At 57.8% G+C, this 15,432-nt stretch carries 16 protein-coding genes; 12 read left to right on the forward strand and 4 right to left on the reverse strand.

Annotation, left to right across the window (positions count from 1 at the left end):
• Positions 1-6 precede the first annotated feature (6 nt).
• From PAT9B_RS04110 to uraH, 7 genes are read left to right on the forward strand one after another with little or no spacing between them, the layout of a single operon-like run.
• Positions 7-675: an amino acid ABC transporter permease gene (locus PAT9B_RS04110; RefSeq protein WP_013507992.1), complete on the forward strand. Its 669-nt coding sequence runs from the start codon at positions 7-9 to the stop codon at positions 673-675.
• Positions 672-1,328: an amino acid ABC transporter permease gene (locus PAT9B_RS04115; protein WP_013507993.1), complete on the forward strand. Its 657-nt coding sequence runs from the start codon at positions 672-674 to the stop codon at positions 1,326-1,328. Before PAT9B_RS04110 ends, PAT9B_RS04115 begins: the two co-directional genes overlap by 4 nt.
• A complete protein-coding gene (locus tag PAT9B_RS04120) occupies positions 1,309-2,040 on the forward strand; it encodes an amino acid ABC transporter ATP-binding protein (protein ID WP_013507994.1) in 732 nt (243 codons plus the stop codon). The genes PAT9B_RS04115 and PAT9B_RS04120 overlap by 20 nt, the downstream gene beginning before the upstream one ends.
• A gap of 21 nt (positions 2,041-2,061) precedes the next feature.
• Entirely contained in the window at positions 2,062-3,297 is a 1,236-nt protein-coding gene (locus PAT9B_RS04125; RefSeq protein WP_013507995.1) for an alanine--glyoxylate aminotransferase family protein, read from the forward strand.
• Positions 3,294-4,553, forward strand: a complete 1,260-nt coding sequence (gene hpxK / locus PAT9B_RS04130) for an allantoate amidohydrolase (RefSeq protein ID WP_013507996.1) — start codon at positions 3,294-3,296, stop codon at positions 4,551-4,553. Before PAT9B_RS04125 ends, hpxK begins: the two co-directional genes overlap by 4 nt.
• A gap of 15 nt (positions 4,554-4,568) precedes the next feature.
• Entirely contained in the window at positions 4,569-5,063 is a 495-nt protein-coding gene (gene uraD, locus PAT9B_RS04135) for a 2-oxo-4-hydroxy-4-carboxy-5-ureidoimidazoline decarboxylase (protein WP_013507997.1), read from the forward strand.
• Positions 5,060-5,395 (forward strand): hydroxyisourate hydrolase, encoded by a 336-nt coding sequence (uraH, locus tag PAT9B_RS04140; RefSeq protein ID WP_013507998.1) that lies wholly within the window; start codon positions 5,060-5,062, stop codon positions 5,393-5,395. The genes uraD and uraH overlap by 4 nt, the downstream gene beginning before the upstream one ends.
• 157 nt (positions 5,396-5,552) lie before the next feature.
• On the opposite strand, the gene PAT9B_RS04145 is transcribed toward uraH, so the two are convergent.
• Positions 5,553-6,320, reverse strand: coding sequence for an amidohydrolase (locus tag PAT9B_RS04145; RefSeq protein WP_013507999.1), 768 nt, complete (start codon positions 6,318-6,320; stop codon positions 5,553-5,555).
• The gene (locus tag PAT9B_RS04150; RefSeq protein WP_013508000.1) at positions 6,308-7,468 is read right to left on the reverse strand and encodes a pyridoxal phosphate-dependent aminotransferase; all 1,161 of its coding nucleotides are present in this window, start codon (positions 7,466-7,468) and stop codon (positions 6,308-6,310) included. Before PAT9B_RS04150 ends, PAT9B_RS04145 begins: the two co-directional genes overlap by 13 nt.
• A gap of 131 nt (positions 7,469-7,599) precedes the next feature.
• On the opposite strand from PAT9B_RS04150, the gene PAT9B_RS04155 reads away from it, so the two are divergent.
• Genes PAT9B_RS04155 through PAT9B_RS04165 form a run of 3 tightly spaced genes read left to right on the forward strand, consistent with a single transcriptional unit; the run spans position 7,600 to position 9,438 of the window.
• The gene (locus PAT9B_RS04155) at positions 7,600-8,214 is read left to right on the forward strand and encodes a methylthioribulose 1-phosphate dehydratase (protein WP_013508001.1); all 615 of its coding nucleotides are present in this window, start codon (positions 7,600-7,602) and stop codon (positions 8,212-8,214) included.
• A complete protein-coding gene (gene mtnC / locus PAT9B_RS04160; protein WP_013508002.1) occupies positions 8,211-8,894 on the forward strand; it encodes an acireductone synthase in 684 nt (227 codons plus the stop codon). Before PAT9B_RS04155 ends, mtnC begins: the two co-directional genes overlap by 4 nt.
• A 1-nt stretch (position 8,895) precedes the next feature.
• Positions 8,896-9,438 (forward strand): acireductone dioxygenase, encoded by a 543-nt coding sequence (locus PAT9B_RS04165; protein ID WP_013508003.1) that lies wholly within the window; start codon positions 8,896-8,898, stop codon positions 9,436-9,438.
• Positions 9,439-9,757: 319 nt separating this feature from the next.
• On the opposite strand, the gene mtnA is transcribed toward PAT9B_RS04165, so the two are convergent.
• Entirely contained in the window at positions 9,758-10,780 is a 1,023-nt protein-coding gene (gene mtnA / locus PAT9B_RS04170; RefSeq protein ID WP_013508004.1) for an S-methyl-5-thioribose-1-phosphate isomerase, read from the reverse strand.
• 105 nt (positions 10,781-10,885) lie between these two features.
• Between mtnA and mtnK the strand changes: the two genes are divergently transcribed.
• On the forward strand, positions 10,886-12,085 hold the full coding sequence (gene mtnK, locus PAT9B_RS04175; protein WP_013508005.1) for an S-methyl-5-thioribose kinase: 1,200 nt from the start codon (positions 10,886-10,888) through the stop codon (positions 12,083-12,085).
• 45 nt (positions 12,086-12,130) lie between these two features.
• On the opposite strand, the gene fadE is transcribed toward mtnK, so the two are convergent.
• Complete coding sequence (gene fadE / locus PAT9B_RS04180) at positions 12,131-14,575, reverse strand: acyl-CoA dehydrogenase FadE (RefSeq protein ID WP_013508006.1); 2,445 nt, start codon at positions 14,573-14,575, stop codon at positions 12,131-12,133.
• Between the two features lie 243 nt (positions 14,576-14,818).
• Here fadE and lpcA point away from each other — a divergent pair, with 243 nt between their 5' ends.
• Positions 14,819-15,397, forward strand: a complete 579-nt coding sequence (gene lpcA / locus PAT9B_RS04185; RefSeq protein ID WP_013508007.1) for a D-sedoheptulose 7-phosphate isomerase — start codon at positions 14,819-14,821, stop codon at positions 15,395-15,397.
• Positions 15,398-15,432 lie beyond the last annotated feature (35 nt).

Consider the following 15,432-nt stretch of genomic DNA (forward strand, 5'->3'; position numbering starts at 1 on the left):
CGGCCAATGATTGGGCAACTTAACTTTGCTGCGCTGTGGCCGCACTGGCCGGAGCTGCTGGCAGGGCTGTGGATCACCATCCAGCTGACGGTGCTGGCTACGGTCGGGGGCGTCGCGCTGGGGATTCTCGGTGCCGCACTGCGCACTGGCAAACCCAGCCTGGCGGGGCGCATCTGGGGCATTTACGTCGAGCTGATTCGCAACACCCCGTTTGTGGTGCAGCTGTTCTTTATCGTCTTTGGTTTACCCAATCTTGGTCTGAAACTGACGGCGGGTGAAGCCGCACTGTTGGCGATGCTGATTAACCTCGGTGCCTACAGCACCGAGATTATCCGCGCCGGTATCCAGGTGACGCCAAAGGGGCAATGGGAAGCGGGTCGGGTACTTGGATTGACCCGCAGCCAGACGTTTTTGCGCGTGGTGCTGCCGCCGTCGCTGCAACGTATTTATCCGGCGCTGGTCAGCCAGTGCATCATCGTGATGCTGGGTTCTTCGGTGGTGTCGCAAGTCTCTTATGAGGAGCTGACCTTCGCCGCCAACCTGATTCAGTCACGCACCTTTTTGAGTTTTGAAGTCTATCTGGTGACCACGTTGATCTACCTGGCGTTGTCGATTGCCATGCGTCAGCTGCTGCTGGCGGTGGGGCGTAAATGGTTTGGAGCGCAGCCATCATGACCACGTTTACCGATTGGGACATCGTGCGCAACCTGCTGCTGGCAGCGCGCTGGACGATTTTGCTGTCGCTGGTGGCCTTCTTTGGCGGCACGCTGGTGACCTTGCCGCTGCTGTTTCTGCGCCTGCTGCGTAAGCCGTGGCTGATGCGGGTTATCCGTGGCTATACCGAGCTGTTCCAGGGCACGCCGCTGCTGATGCAGCTGTTTCTGGCTTTCTTTGGTGTCGCGCTGTTTGGCATCGATGTTGCGCCCTGGACCGCCGCCTCACTGGCGCTGACGCTCTACACCAGCGCCTTTCTGGTGGATATCTGGTACGGCAGTATCCGTGCGTTGCCGAAAGGGCAGTGGGAAGCGTCGCGCTGCCTGGGCCTGACGTTCGGTCAGACGCTATATCGCGTGGTTGCTCCGCAGGCGATCCGCATTGCTATCGCCCCCACGGTTGGTTTTGCCGTGCAGGTGGTCAAGGGCACCGCGTTGGCTTCGATTATCGGGTTTGTCGAACTGACCAAGGCGGGCACGATTCTGAACAACGTGACTTATCAGCCGTTTAAGGTATTTGGCCTGGTGGCGTTGGGTTACTTCCTGATGTGTTATCCGCTGTCGCGTTACAGCCAGTACCTGGAGAAAAAATTCAATGCCGCTCATCACCATTAATCAGGTACAGAAGTACTACGGCGACAACCACGTGCTCAAAGGTGTCGATCTCGACATCGAAATGGGTGAAGTGATCTCGATTATCGGCCGCAGTGGTTCGGGCAAAAGTACCCTGCTGCGTTGCATGAACGGACTGGAAGGCTATCAGGAAGGCAGCATCAAACTGGGTGGGATGACCATTACCGATCGCGAATCACAGGCGCGTGAAATCAGCCGCTCGGTCGGGATGGTGTTCCAGAGTTTTAACCTGTTCCCGCATATGACGGCACTGGAAAACGTAATGCTGGCACCGCGCCGCGTGCTGAAAAAGAGCGAAGCTGAATGCCGGGAACTGGCGAAACAGATGCTGGAGAAAGTCGGCCTCGGCGAGCGCCTGGACTATTATCCGGCCAATCTCTCGGGTGGTCAGCAACAGCGCGTGGCGATTGCGCGTGCGCTGGCAATGCAACCCAAAGTTTTACTGTGTGACGAGATCACCTCGGCGCTCGATCCCGAGCTGGTGGGGGAAGTGTTGAAAGTGCTGGAGCAGTTGGCTGCCGAAGGTATGACGCTAATTCTCGTGACACATGAAATGAACTTCGCCCGCGATGTGGGCGATCGAGTGGTCTTTATGCATCAGGGACGCGTCTGGGAGCAGGGCGACAGCAAAACGCTGTTTGCCAATCCGCAAACGGCGGAGTTGAAACAGTTTATCTCGACGGTCCGTCTCTAAGCCATCAACAAGGAATTCATCATGGACATCACGCAATTTCCGCAAATCAATCCGCCGCAGCGCCTGCTGATGGGACCGGGACCGATCAACGCCGATCCGCGCGTACTGCGCGCCATGTCGACGCAGCTGATCGGCCAATACGATCCGGCGATGACGAATTACATGAATGAGGTGATGGCGCTGTATCGTGGCGTATTCCGCACCGAAAACCGTTGGACGATGCTGATCGACGGGACTTCGCGCGCCGGGATTGAAGCAATCCTGCTGTCGGCGATCCGCCCGGGTGACAAAGTGCTGGTGCCGGTGTTTGGGCGTTTTGGTCACCTGTTGTGTGAAATTGCCCGCCGCTGCCGTGCTGAAGTCCACACCATTGAGGTGCCATGGGGCGAGGTGTTCACCCCGGATCAGATCGAAGATGCCATCAAACGTATCAAGCCGCGCCTGCTGCTGACGGTGCAGGGCGATACCTCCACCACCATGCTGCAACCGCTAGCTGAGCTGGGGGCGATTTGTCAGAAATATGGCGTGCTGTTCTACACCGATGCCACGGCCTCACTAGGCGGTAACCCGCTGGAAACCGACGCCTGGGGTCTCGACGCCGTCTCCGCCGGGATGCAGAAATGCCTCGGTGGCCCGTCCGGCACCTCGCCGATCACCCTCAGCCCACAGATGGAAGCGGTGATCCGCAAACGTAAATGCGTGGAAGAGGGCATCCGTACCGCTGAGCATCAGGACGGCGACGACGAGATGATCTACTCCAACTACTTCGACCTCGGCATGATCATGGATTACTGGGGACCGGAGCGTCTCAACCATCATACCGAAGCCACCACTGCGCTGTTTGGGGCGCGTGAATGCGCGCGTCTGATTATGCAGGAAGGTCTGGATAACGGCATCGCTCGTCACAAGTTGCATGGCGATGCACTGCTGAAAGGCATTCAGGGCATGGGGCTGGAAACCTTCGGCGACCTGCAACATAAAATGAATAACGTGCTGGGCGTTGTCATCCCGCAGGGTGTGAACGGTGATCAGGTACGCAAGTTGGTGCTGGAAGATTTCGGCATTGAAATTGGCACCTCCTTTGGTCCGCTGCACGGCAAAGTATGGCGTATCGGCACCATGGGTTATAACGCGCGTAAAGATTGCGTGATGCAAACCCTGACGGCGCTGGAAGCGGTGCTGAATCATCTCGGCTTCCGTTCCACACAAGGTGCGGCGTTGCAGGCTGCCTGGGATCACTACGGGAGCCACGCATGAGCGAAAGCCTGATGACCGCCAGCGAGGCGCAGTCGGCCGCCGCCCGTGTCATGGCGCGCTGTGATGCGCTGGCTGAGATCAGCGAAACCGACGATGGCCTGATGCGTGTCTATCTCTCGCCAGAGCAAATGCGCGCCAATCAGCGCGTCGGCGAGTGGATGCAGGCGGCGGGCATGACGGTGTGGCAGGACGCGGTAGGCAACATTTGCGGCCGCTACGAATCCGCCACCCCGGGCGCACCGGCGTTATTACTCGGTTCGCATCTCGACACCGTGCGCAATGCCGGACGCTATGACGGCATGCTCGGTGTATTGACGGCCATCGAAACCGTGCAGTGGCTCCACGATCATCAACAGCGTCTGCCGCTGGCGGTGGAAATCGTGGGTTTCGGTGATGAAGAAGGTACGCGTTTTGGCATCACACTGCTCGGCAGTCGTGGCATTACCGGCAGTTGGCCGGAAAGCTGGGTAACCCACCCGGATGGCAACGGCATCACCGTGGCCCAGGCGATGCAGGATGTTGGGTTAGACGCCGCGAATATCCTCGACGCCGCGCGTGAGGTTAACGACATCGCTGCCTATCTGGAGCTGCATATCGAGCAAGGCCCATGTCTGGAACAGGACGATCTGGCGCTGGGTGTGGTGACCGCCATTAACGGTGCGCGCCGTCTGAACTGCCGCTTTACCGGCGAGGCGGGACATGCCGGTACCGTGCCGATGACGCACCGTAAAGATGCACTGGCCGCTGCCGCTGAATGGATGGTGTTTATTGAACACACCACCCGCGAGCTGGACCCTCAATTGGTGGCAACGGTGGGGACGCTGCACTGCGCGCCTGGTGCGGTCAATGTGATCCCCGGCGACGTGCAGCTGTCGCTGGATGTGCGTGGTCCACAGGATGAACCACTGGCACGTTTGCTCTCGATGTTACTCACTCAGGCCGAGGCGATTGCTGTGCGCCGTGGGCTGACGTTTAGCGCCGATGAGTTTTATCGCATCAACGCCACAGCCTGTGATGCGCGTCTGCAACAGGCGCTGAGTCACGCGGTAGAAACGGTGCAGGGGCGCAGCCTGTCGCTGCCCAGCGGGGCCGGACATGATGCGATCGCCATCGCGGAACGTTGGCCGGTGGGGATGCTGTTTGTGCGCAACCATCGCGGTATCAGCCATCATCCGGCAGAATCTGTGCAGGTTACGGATGTGGCGCTGGGCGTGCAGGCTTATTTACAGGCGGTGTGCGACCTGGCCCGTGGCTAAACAAGGAGGCGTGGCATGAAGTTGGAAAGCTTTAATCAGCTGTCGCCTGCGGAAGCACAGGCGGCGATTGCGCATTGTGTCGCCATTCCTGCCTGGCAGCAGGCGCTGGTGGCAGCGCGTCCATTCAGTAACCCACAACAGTTGCTGGCTGAGGCGGAGCGTCTGGCGCAGCAGTGGCAGGGTGCGGAGCTGGAGCAGGCGCTGAGTGCCCATCCACGCATCGGGGAAAAAGCGGCGGGTGAGGGCAAAGAAGCCACGTTTTCGCGTAGCGAGCAATCGGCGATGCTGGATGCCAATGGCGCGCTGCAATTTGCCATGCTGGCGGGTAATCAACGTTATGAACAGCGTTTTGGCCGGGTGTTTCTGATTCGCGCCAAAGGGCGCAGCGGCGAGGAGATGCTGGCAGAATTGCAGCGTCGACTGACCAATGATGCCGCGACCGAACAGCAAGAAGCGCTGACGCAACTGCGGGAAATTACCTTATTAAGGCTTAAGGAGAGCATCGCATGAGTACCATCACCACGCATATTCTGGACACCGCGCTGGGTAAACCGGCGATTGGGGTGGCGGTAGCGCTGGAGCAAAACAGCCCGGAAGGTTGGCTGCCGCTGGCTCAGGGGCGTACTGATGTCGACGGGCGGATTAAAGACCTGACGCCAGAGCCGTTAGCGCCGGGGCACTATCGTCTGGTGGCGGAGATTGGTGATTATTTTGCGGCGGCGGGACGGGATGCGCTGTACGTCAGCGCGCAGATCGATTTTGTGCTGGGAGAAACCGGCAGCCATTATCATCTGCCGTTTCTGATTTCGCCCTGGTCATGGTCGACTTATCGCGGTAGTTGAGTGCGGGCTGAAACCCTTACCCTCACCCCGGCCCTCTCCCATAAGGGAGAGGGAGGTGTGCCATATGCTCGATCGGTTCCCTCTCCCATCAGGGAGGTGTGCCATATGCTCGATCGGTTCCCTCTCCCGCTTGCGGGAGAGGGTTAGGGTGAGGGTATTACAACGTAAACTGATCCGCATCGCGCCACGCCGGGAAGCGTTCACGATACGCCTGTAACTCCTCCAGCGACAACTCTGCATCAATACGTGCGCGGGCAAATGGCTCGGCTGCGGCCAGGATCTCTCCCAGTGGTGAAATAATCCGGCTGTCGCCGCTGTACTGGTGCTGATTACCGTCGCTGCCGACGCGGTTACAGCCCGCGACATACGCCTGGTTCTCAATCGCCCTCGCCAGCAGCAATGACTGCCAGTGCAGCGCGCGTGGAGCGGGCCAGTTGGCGACGAACAGCGCCAGGTCATAATCATTACGATTGCGGGTGAACACCGGGAAGCGCAGGTCATAACAAATCTGTGGCAGAATGCGCCAGCCGCGCCAGGTGAACACCTCACGGGTTTCACCGGCAACATAATGCTGATGTTCATTCGCCATGCGGAACAGGTGGCGCTTGTCATATTGATGCAGCGTGCCGTTCGGCTCGACCAGCAGGAAACGGTTCACCGCGCCTTTGTCGGTCTGAATTGCGGCACTGCCACCGATCAGCGCATTGCTGGTTTTGGCATGCTGATGCAGCCAGGCGACCACCTCTTCCTGTGGCAACGAGCTTTCTGCGGCTTCCATGGCAAAGCCGGTGGTAAACATTTCCGGCAGCAGAATCAGATCGCGTCCTTCAATACCCTTCAGCACGCCATCGAAATGACGCAGGTTGGCTGCGCCATCCATCCAGCTCAGGGTTTCCTGCAATACGGTAATTTTTAAAGCTGACATAAACGCTCCGCTGCGGCGTCGAGCGTCGCTTCCTGTTTAGCAAAGCACAGGCGGATCAGCTTATGCGGGAAAGGATCGGCGCAGAACACTGACAGCGGGATTGCCGCCACGCCAACTTCTTTGGTCAGCCACTGGCAGAAACTCACGTCATCCAGATCGGAAATGGCGCTGTAATCCGCCAGCAGGAAGTAGGTGCCTTCACAGGGCAGCACTTCAAAACGGCTTTTTGCCAGCGCCTGTACCAGACGATCGCGGCGGGCGCGGTAAAATTCCGGCAGCTCGCGATAATGTTCCGGCTCGGCGCGCAGCATATCGGCAATCGCCAGTTGCGCCGGGGTATTCACTGAAAAGGTCAGATACTGGTGCACTTTGCGGATTTCGGCACTGATGGCAGCCGGTGCTACGCAGTAACCCACTTTCCAGCCGGTCATATGGAAGGTTTTACCGAAAGATGACACGGCAATTGCCCGCTGGCGCAGTTCGGCATGAGCCAGCACGCTGGCATGGCCTTCTTCAGCAAAACAGATGTGCTCGTACACTTCATCGCTCAGGACATAGATTTCCTGTGCGGCGATGGCCTGCCACAACTCGGCATAGTCGCTCTTGCGCCATACGGTGGCGGAAGGGTTGTGCGGCGTATTCAGGATCACCAGACGGGTTTTGGTGCTCAACAGGCTGCGGAATGCTGCCCAGTCGACGCGAAAGCCTGGAGGCTGCAAAGCGATGCGCTTCAGCACGCCACCGGCCAGTTGTACCGCAGGCGCGTAGCTGTCGTAGCTGGGATCAAAACAGATCACTTCATCGCCCGGGCGCACCAGCGCGGTGATCGCGGCATACAAGGCTTCGGTGGCACCGGCGGTGACGGTGATATCGCTGTTGACGTCCGGCTGGTGGCCATAGAGTTCTGCGGTTTTGGCGGCGATGGCCTCGCGCAGCGGCAGCGCACCGGTCATGGGGGCATACTGGTTGGCCCCCTGGCTGACGTGATACGCCAGACGCTCCTGTAAGTAGCGTGGGCCATCGAAATCCGGGAAGCCCTGAGACAGGTTGATGGCGTTATATTGCTGCGCCAGCGCGCTCATTTGGGTAAAAATGGTGGTGCCGAGCGCCGGTAATTTGCTCTCGGGAATCAGGTTGTGCTGCGTCATTGATTTGTGCCTTAAGCGCGAATGTCGTTGCGGAGTTAACCCTCTGTTGCTGCCACTATAAACAGGATGTTAATATTTGGCAATCGAGACGCTTAGACGTCCAAACTAACCTGCGGGACATCAACATCGCTATGACGGATTTTCTTCCTCTGGAACAACTGGTGGCGGCCTGCCACTGGATTGGCGCAAAAGGCTGGGCACCGGCTACCGGCGGCAACATGTCGGTGCGTCAGGATGATGAGTACTGCCTGTTGAGCGCATCAGGCAAGGATAAAGGTCGTCTGACGCGCGATGACTTTATTCAGGTAGAGATTGCCACCAACGCGGTACCGTCCGGGCGTAAGCCGTCGGCCGAGACCGGCCTGCATACCTTAATCTATCGTCTGTTCCCGCAGGCGGGCGCGGTGTTGCATACCCATACGGTGAACTCCACGGTATTGTCGCGGGTAGAAAAGGGGGGCGCGCTGCTGCTGAGTGGTTATGAGATGCAGAAAACCCTCGCCGGTCAGGATACCCACCTTAATACTGTCGCCATTCCGCTGTTCGATAATGACCAGGATATTGATGCGCTGGCGCAACGCATCGCGGATTTCTCCCGTGACACGCCGCTGCGCTACGGCTTTTTGCTGCGTGGTCATGGGTTGACCTGCTGGGGGAAAGACGTCAATGAAGCGCGTCGTCACCTGGAAGGGCTGGAATTTTTGTTTGAATGTGAATTACAACGTCGGCTGCTGGAGGCCAGATGATTCGCGCAATTGTTACCGATATTGAAGGCACCACCAGCGATATTCGCTTTGTTCATAACGTGTTGTTCCCGTATGCCCGTCAGCATCTGACCGCGTTTGTCCGCCAACATCAGGCTGACGCAGCCGTCGCAGCGGCGCTTACCGCTGTTCGCGAGGAGTCAGGCGCTCCACAGGCTTCGCTGGACGAGGTGATCGCCACCCTGCTGACTTACATCGATCAGGATCGCAAATCACCCGGGCTGAAAGCCTTGCAGGGCATGATCTGGCGTGATGGCTATGTCAGCGGTCAGTTCACCGGTCATCTCTACCCGGATGTGCTACCCGCATTTGAACGCTGGCGGCACCAGGGCCAGGCGCTGTATGTATATTCCTCCGGCTCGGTGGCGGCGCAGAAATTATTATTTGGCTACAGCGATGCAGGTGATTTAACGTCGTTGTTCAGCGGCTATTTTGACACGGGCGTCGGTGCCAAGCGCGAAACCCAGTCCTATCGCAATATCGCGCAACAGATTGGCTATGCGCCGTCAGAACTGCTATTCCTGTCCGATATTCATCAGGAACTGGATGCGGCAGCTGAAGCAGGCTGGCATACCCTGCAATTAATTCGCGGCGAGGCGGATAGCGAAAGTCGCCATCGTCAGGTAAACGATTTTTCCCAGATTAACCCGGAGTCGATTTAGGATGAGTGCACTGACCATTTTTACCGATACCGAAGCCAGCCAGCCGGTGTGGCACAGTACCGATGCAGCAGCGATTCGCGAGCGTCTGAACGCCAAAGGCGTGCGTTTTGAACGCTGGGAAGCGGATCGCGATCTGGGTGCCAACCCGGATTCCGACACGGTGATCAACGCGTATCAGCATGCGATCGATCGCCTGGTAGCCGAGAAAGGTTACCAGAGCTGGGATGTATTGAGCATGCGTGCCGACAACCCGCAGAAAGAAGTGCTGCGCAGCAAGTTTCTCAACGAACATACCCATAGCGAAGATGAAGTGCGTTTCTTTGTCGAGGGTTCAGGTCTGTTCTGCCTGCATCTTGATGGTCAGGTGTATCAGATTCTGTGCGAAAAACAGGACCTGATTTCGGTGCCGGCAGGCACGCCGCATTGGTTTGATATGGGTTCTGAGCCGCACTTTACCGCCATCCGTATTTTCGACAATCAGGAAGGTTGGATTGCGAACTTCACGGGCGACAGCATTGCGGATGCCTATCCGCGTCTGGCCTGATTAGGTACGCGTTGTGGCCCTCACCCTAACCCTCTCCCGCAAGCGGGAGAGGGGACCGATCGAGTATATGGCACGTCTCCCTCACCCTAATGGGAGAGGGGACCGATCGAGTATATGGCACGTCTCCCTCACCCTAATGGGAGAGGGGGCCGATCGAGTATATGGCACGTCTCCCTCACCCTAATGGGAGAGGGGGCCGATCGAGTATATGGCACGTCTCCCTCTCCCTAATGGCAGAGGGAGCCGATCGAGCATAAGGCACACCTCCCTCTCCCTCATGGGAGAGGGCCGGGGTGAGGGTAACAGACCGCACCTCACCTCACCTCACCTGAAAAATCCCGGCTTTAACCTGCTCAGGCGTTACCACCCCGGTATCCAGCACCCAACCACTGATCAACGCAGCCGGTGTGACATCAAACGCCGGGTTGTAAACCGCCGCATTCTCCGGTGCCCATTGCACGCTGCCAAAACTGCCTGATACCCCGGTGACTTCGCTGGCGGCACGTTGTTCGATCGGAATGGCGTCGCCATGCGGGCACAGGCGATCCAGCGTGGTATGCGGTGCTGCTACATAGAACGGCACGCCATGGTAGTGCGCCAGCACCGCGAGGCTGTAGGTGCCAATCTTATTCGCCACATCGCCATTGGCCGCAATGCGATCCGCACCGACCCAAATGGCATCGACCACGCCACGTGCCATCAGGCTGGCGGCCATGGAATCGGTGATCAGATGATAAGGAATGCCTAACTCGCCCAGTTCCCATGCGGTCAGGCGGCCTCCCTGCAATAACGGACGGGTTTCATCCACCCAGACATTTTTCACCTTACCTTGCTGATGCGCATGGGCAATCACCCCCAGCGCAGTCCCCACACCAGCGGTTGCCAGTCCGCCGGTGTTGCAATGGGTCAGCAACTGGCTATCCGGTTTCACTAAGGCGCTACCCGCCCGGGCGATGTTGTCGCACAGTTGCTTATCTTCGGCCACCAGGCGCAGCGCTTCCTGGGTCAGTGCACTGACGAAATCCACCTCGGCGAGCGCCACTTTCATGCGATCGAGGTTGTTCATCAGATTCACCGCCGTCGGACGTGCTGCCCGCAATACCTCTAGCGCTTCTGCCAGTGCTGCTTTCGCCATGCCCTGTTCCGCCAGCAGCGCCAGCAGCAAGCTGGCAGAAAGGCCGATTAACGGTGCGCCGCGCACGCGCAACGCGTGGATATGAGCAACCAGTTGTGCGACATCGTGTGCGGGCAGCCAATTTTTCTGCTGGGGTAACGCCTGCTGGTCGAGGATCCAGAGCTGGTTATCGCGAATTTCCAGGCTGGTAGTGCGAAGTGTTTGCATGGTGTGAAATCCCTGTTGCGTTAATGGCGGCTATTGTGCCAACATGCGTGACGGATGTATAGACGTCTGAACGGCTTATTACTTACGATTCACGAGGAACAGGCAATGTCGCAATACCGCACGTTCACCGCTGCCGATGCTGTGGAATATGCAAAACAATTTGGCGGTGTGGACGATCCGTCAGCGCTGGTGAGCGCCGAGGAGATCGGTGATGGCAATCTTAACCTGGTGTTTAAGATTTACGACAACCAGGGCGTTAGCCGTGTGGTGGTTAAGCAGGCGCTGCCGTATGTGCGCTGCGTCGGTGAATCCTGGCCGTTAACCCTCGATCGTGCGCGGCTGGAAGCGCAGACGCTGGTTGAACACTACAAATATTGCCCGCAGCACACAGTACAGGTGACGCATTACGATGCTGAGCTGGCGGTGATGGTGATGGAAGATCTCTCCAGCCATCGTATCTGGCGTGGCGAACTGGTGAAAGGCGCGTATTACCCGCAAGCCGCGAGTCAGCTGGGCGAATATCTGGCGCAGACCCTGTTCCATACCTCCGATTTCATTCTGCATCCGCACAAGAAAAAAGCTGAGGTGGCGCGCTTTATCAACCCGGAAATGTGCGAGATCACCGAAGATCTGTTCTTCAATGATCCCTACATCGATCATGAACGCAACAAATACCCGGCCGCGCTGCAATCGCTGGTGGAAAGCCTGCGCAGCGATGACGCACTGCGCATTGCTGTGGCGGGTCTGAAGCACCGTTTCTTTGCTGATGCGGAAGCGCTGCTGCACGGCGATATTCACAGCGGTTCGATCTTCGTGGCCGACGGTAGCCTGAAAGCGATTGATGCTGAATTTGGCTACTTCGGACCGATCGGCTTCGACGTTGGCACGGCGTTGGGGAACCTGCTGATTAACTATTGCTGCCTGCCCGGCCTGCTGGCCCCGCGTGAAGCGGCGGAAGCGCGCGAACGTCGTCTGAGCGATGTGCATCAGGTGTGGAGCATTTTCGCCAGCCGTTTCCTCGAACTGGCGGCAGCCAAAACCTCCGACGTGGCGCTGGCGTACCCAGGCTATGCCGCCGCTTTCCTGCGTAAAGTCTGGAGCGATACCATTGGTTACTGCGGCACCGAGCTGATTCGCCGTACCGTGGGGATGTCGCATGTGGCAGATTTCAAACTGATTGGCGATGATGCGATGCGTACCGAGTGCATCCGAAGCTGCATCACCCTGGGACGCACGCTGATTCTGGCGGCCAACCATATTGATGATATTGATGGGTTGATTGCCCGGATTCGTCAGGCGGGATAAATAACAAAGCCTCCGGTTGGAGGCTTTTTTTATCTTTGCACTACATCAGGCCGCTTCACTGGCGCGCGTAGGCTTTTGGGCGTGTGGCTTTGGCACTGCCAGCGCCTCGGGAGCAAATTCATCAACGTTGATGGCACGCAGGCGGCTGGCTTCAGCACGGGTCAGAATCTGCGCTTCCGCTTCATCAATCCAGCCCTCTTTCAGGCCACGCTGCGCCAGCTGATCCAGCCGGGTGAAGGAGAGATTCTTCTTCAGCTGTTTGCACAGACGATCGTGAATCACTTCCGCCGCCATCACATCCTGCAACGCTTGCTCCAGCTGACCCGCCGGGTTATGCGCGCTCGGCGTCAGATACTGGCCGCGCCCCAGACGGGTGCGGGTGGCTGACGGCAGTTGCAGCAGTTTTGCCAGTTTGTGGTCGAGCTTATCAGAAGGTGCCGGGCAGTGATGACCACCGATAAAGATCACCATGCGCAGCATGCCAGCCACCAGTCGATGCGGGAAGTTACGCAACAGATCATCGATAGCCACCTCTGCCTGGTGCAATGCATCCTGCACACCCCAGTGCACCAGCGGTAAATCGGCCTCGTTGCGTCCTTCGTCTTCATAACGTTTCAGCGTGGCTGATGCCAGATAGAGCTGGCTCAGCACATCCCCGAGGCGTGCGGAGATGCGTTCACGCCGTTTCAGGCTACCGCCCAGCACCGCCATCGCAACATCCGACAACAGGGCGAGGTTCGCGCTCAGGCGGTTAATCTGCTGATAATAATGGCGCGTGGCGTCACGGGTGGGGGTGGCGCTGGTACGACCGCCAGTCAGGCCGAGCCACAGGCTACGCACTTTGTTGCTGCCGACGTGGCCGATATGGCTGAACAACGCACGGTCAAAGGCGACGACATCGTTTTTCGCTGCCGCGTTCATCTCTTCCAGCACCCACGGATGGCAACGAATAGCCCCCTGGCCGAAGATGATCATACTACGCGTCAGAATGTTGGCACCTTCAACGGTAATCGCAATCGGTGCTCCCTGATACGCACGGGCGAGGAAGTTGTTCTCTCCCAGCATGATGCCTTTGCCGCCCGCGATATCCATTGCATCGATAATCGATTGCTGGCCGCGATGGGTACAGTGATATTTGACAATTGCGGACAGCACCGCCGGTTTCTCACCGAGCATAATGCCGCTGGTGATCAGCGTTGCTGCCGCATCCATCACGTAAGCGTTACCGGCAATGCGTGCCAGCGGTTCTTCAATCCCCTCCATCTTGCCGATGGAGACTTTGAACTGGCGACGAATATGCGCATAGGCACCGGTTGCCAGCGCGATGGTTTTCAGGCTGCCAGTCGAGTTCGAGGGCAGGGTGATACCACGACCGACTGACAGGCATTCCACCAGCATCCGCCAGCCCTGACCGGCCATTGCCGGGCCGCCAATAATGTAATCAATCGGCACAAAGATATCTTTGCCACGTGTCGGACCGTTCTGGAACGGCACGTTCAGCGGGAAGTGGCGGTGACCAATTTCCACGCCTGGAGTATGGGTCGGGATCAGCGCACAGGTAATGCCCAGTTCTTCTGTTTCGCCCAGTAGATGATCCGGGTCGGACAGTTTAAACGCCAGACCCAGTACGGTGGCGATCGGGGCCAGCGTGATATAGCGTTTGTTCCAGGTGAGGCGCATACCCAGCACCTGTTTACCCTGCCATTCACCCATGCACACCACGCCAGTGTCGGGAATGGCACCGGCATCGGAACCGGCTTCCGGGCTGGTCAGGGCGAAGCAGGGGATTTCATCGCCCCGTGCCAGACGGGGCAGATAGTGATCTTTTTGCTCATCGGTGCCGTAATGTTGCAGCAGTTCACCAGGGCCGAGGGAGTTTGGTACGCCGACGGTGATCGCCAGAATGCCCGATACCCCAGCCAGTTTTTGCAGTACGCGCGCCTGGGCATAAGCGGAGAATTCGAGACCGCCGTACTCTTTTTTGATGATCATGGCGAAGAAGCGATGTTCTTTCAGGTAAGCCCACAGTTCCGGCGGCAGATCGGCCATTTCGTGGGTGATCTGAAAATCGTTCGCCATACGGCAGGCTTCTTCCACCGGGCCTTCAAGGAAAGCCTGTTCTTCTTCTGTCAAACGTGGCTGCGGATAGTTGTGCAGTTTCTGCCAGTCCGGTTTGCCACGGAACAAATCGCCTTCCCACCAAGTGGTGCCCGCATCAATCGCCTCTTTTTCGGTACGCGACATCGGCGGCATCACTTTCTGAAAGCTATGCAGCATCGGTTTGGAAAACATGCTGCGGCGCATGGTTGGCAGATTAAACGGCAGCAGAATAATGGCGAGAGGCAGCAGCAGCCACGGTGTCCACAGCCCGCTGAAGGCCAGCGCGGCGGTCCACAGCAGCAGCAGGGCACTGCTCAGCCGCAGGGAAAGTTGATGATAGAAGAGGGCGCTAATCAATATCAGCGTCGCAACGATTGAGGCAACCAGCATAATGAACCGCTCCGTAAGTTGTAAGAGGTCTGACCTGTTATGTATAGAGGTTTAGAGCAGCAGCGGAAATTTAGCAATCTGTTTACAACGCAATTACAACCAAACTCACAAAATCATCGTGGCAGCTTGATCTGACACAGGGCCCGACGCTTTTTCCTGTCCGGCGTCAGGTCTGGGTGCTTTGCGCCTTAACGCCATTCCGTTAAACTTGCGGAGTCAATCTTTCCTCTAAAGGACATCCCTATGTATCAGGACATTATCCGGTCAGAACTTAATGAAGCCGCCGATACGCTGAATAACTTCCTCAGCAATGAAGCCAATATCCATGCCATTCAGCGCGCAGCGGTGATGCTGGCGGACAGCTTTAAGGCGGGTGGTAAAGTTCTCTCCTGTGGTAACGGCGGCTCGCACTGCGATGCCATGCACTTCGCCGAAGAGCTGACCGGACGCTACCGTGAAAACCGTCCTGGCTATCCGGCCATTGCCATCTCCGACGTCAGCCACCTCTCGTGCGTCAGTAACGACTTTGGCTACGATTATGTGTTTTCACGTTATATCGAAGCGGTAGGCCGTGCTGGCGATGTGCTGCTGGGGATTTCAACCTCTGGCAACTCCGCTAACATCATCAAAGCGGTGGAAGCGGCACGTGCGCAGGGAATGAAGGTCATCACCCTGACCGGCAAAGACGGCGGCAAAATGGCCGGTACAGCGGATATCGAAATTCGCGTGCCACATTTTGGCTACGCCGATCGTATCCAGGAGATTCACATCAAGGTGATCCATATCCTGATGCTGCTGATTGAAAAAGAGATGGTGAAGTAAGTCGTGGCTTCTCCTCCCGCGTCAGTGGGAGGATT

The sequence above is a fragment of the Pantoea sp. At-9b genome (assembly GCF_000175935.2).
In the GTDB taxonomy this organism is placed as follows: Bacteria; Pseudomonadota; Gammaproteobacteria; order Enterobacterales; family Enterobacteriaceae; genus Pantoea.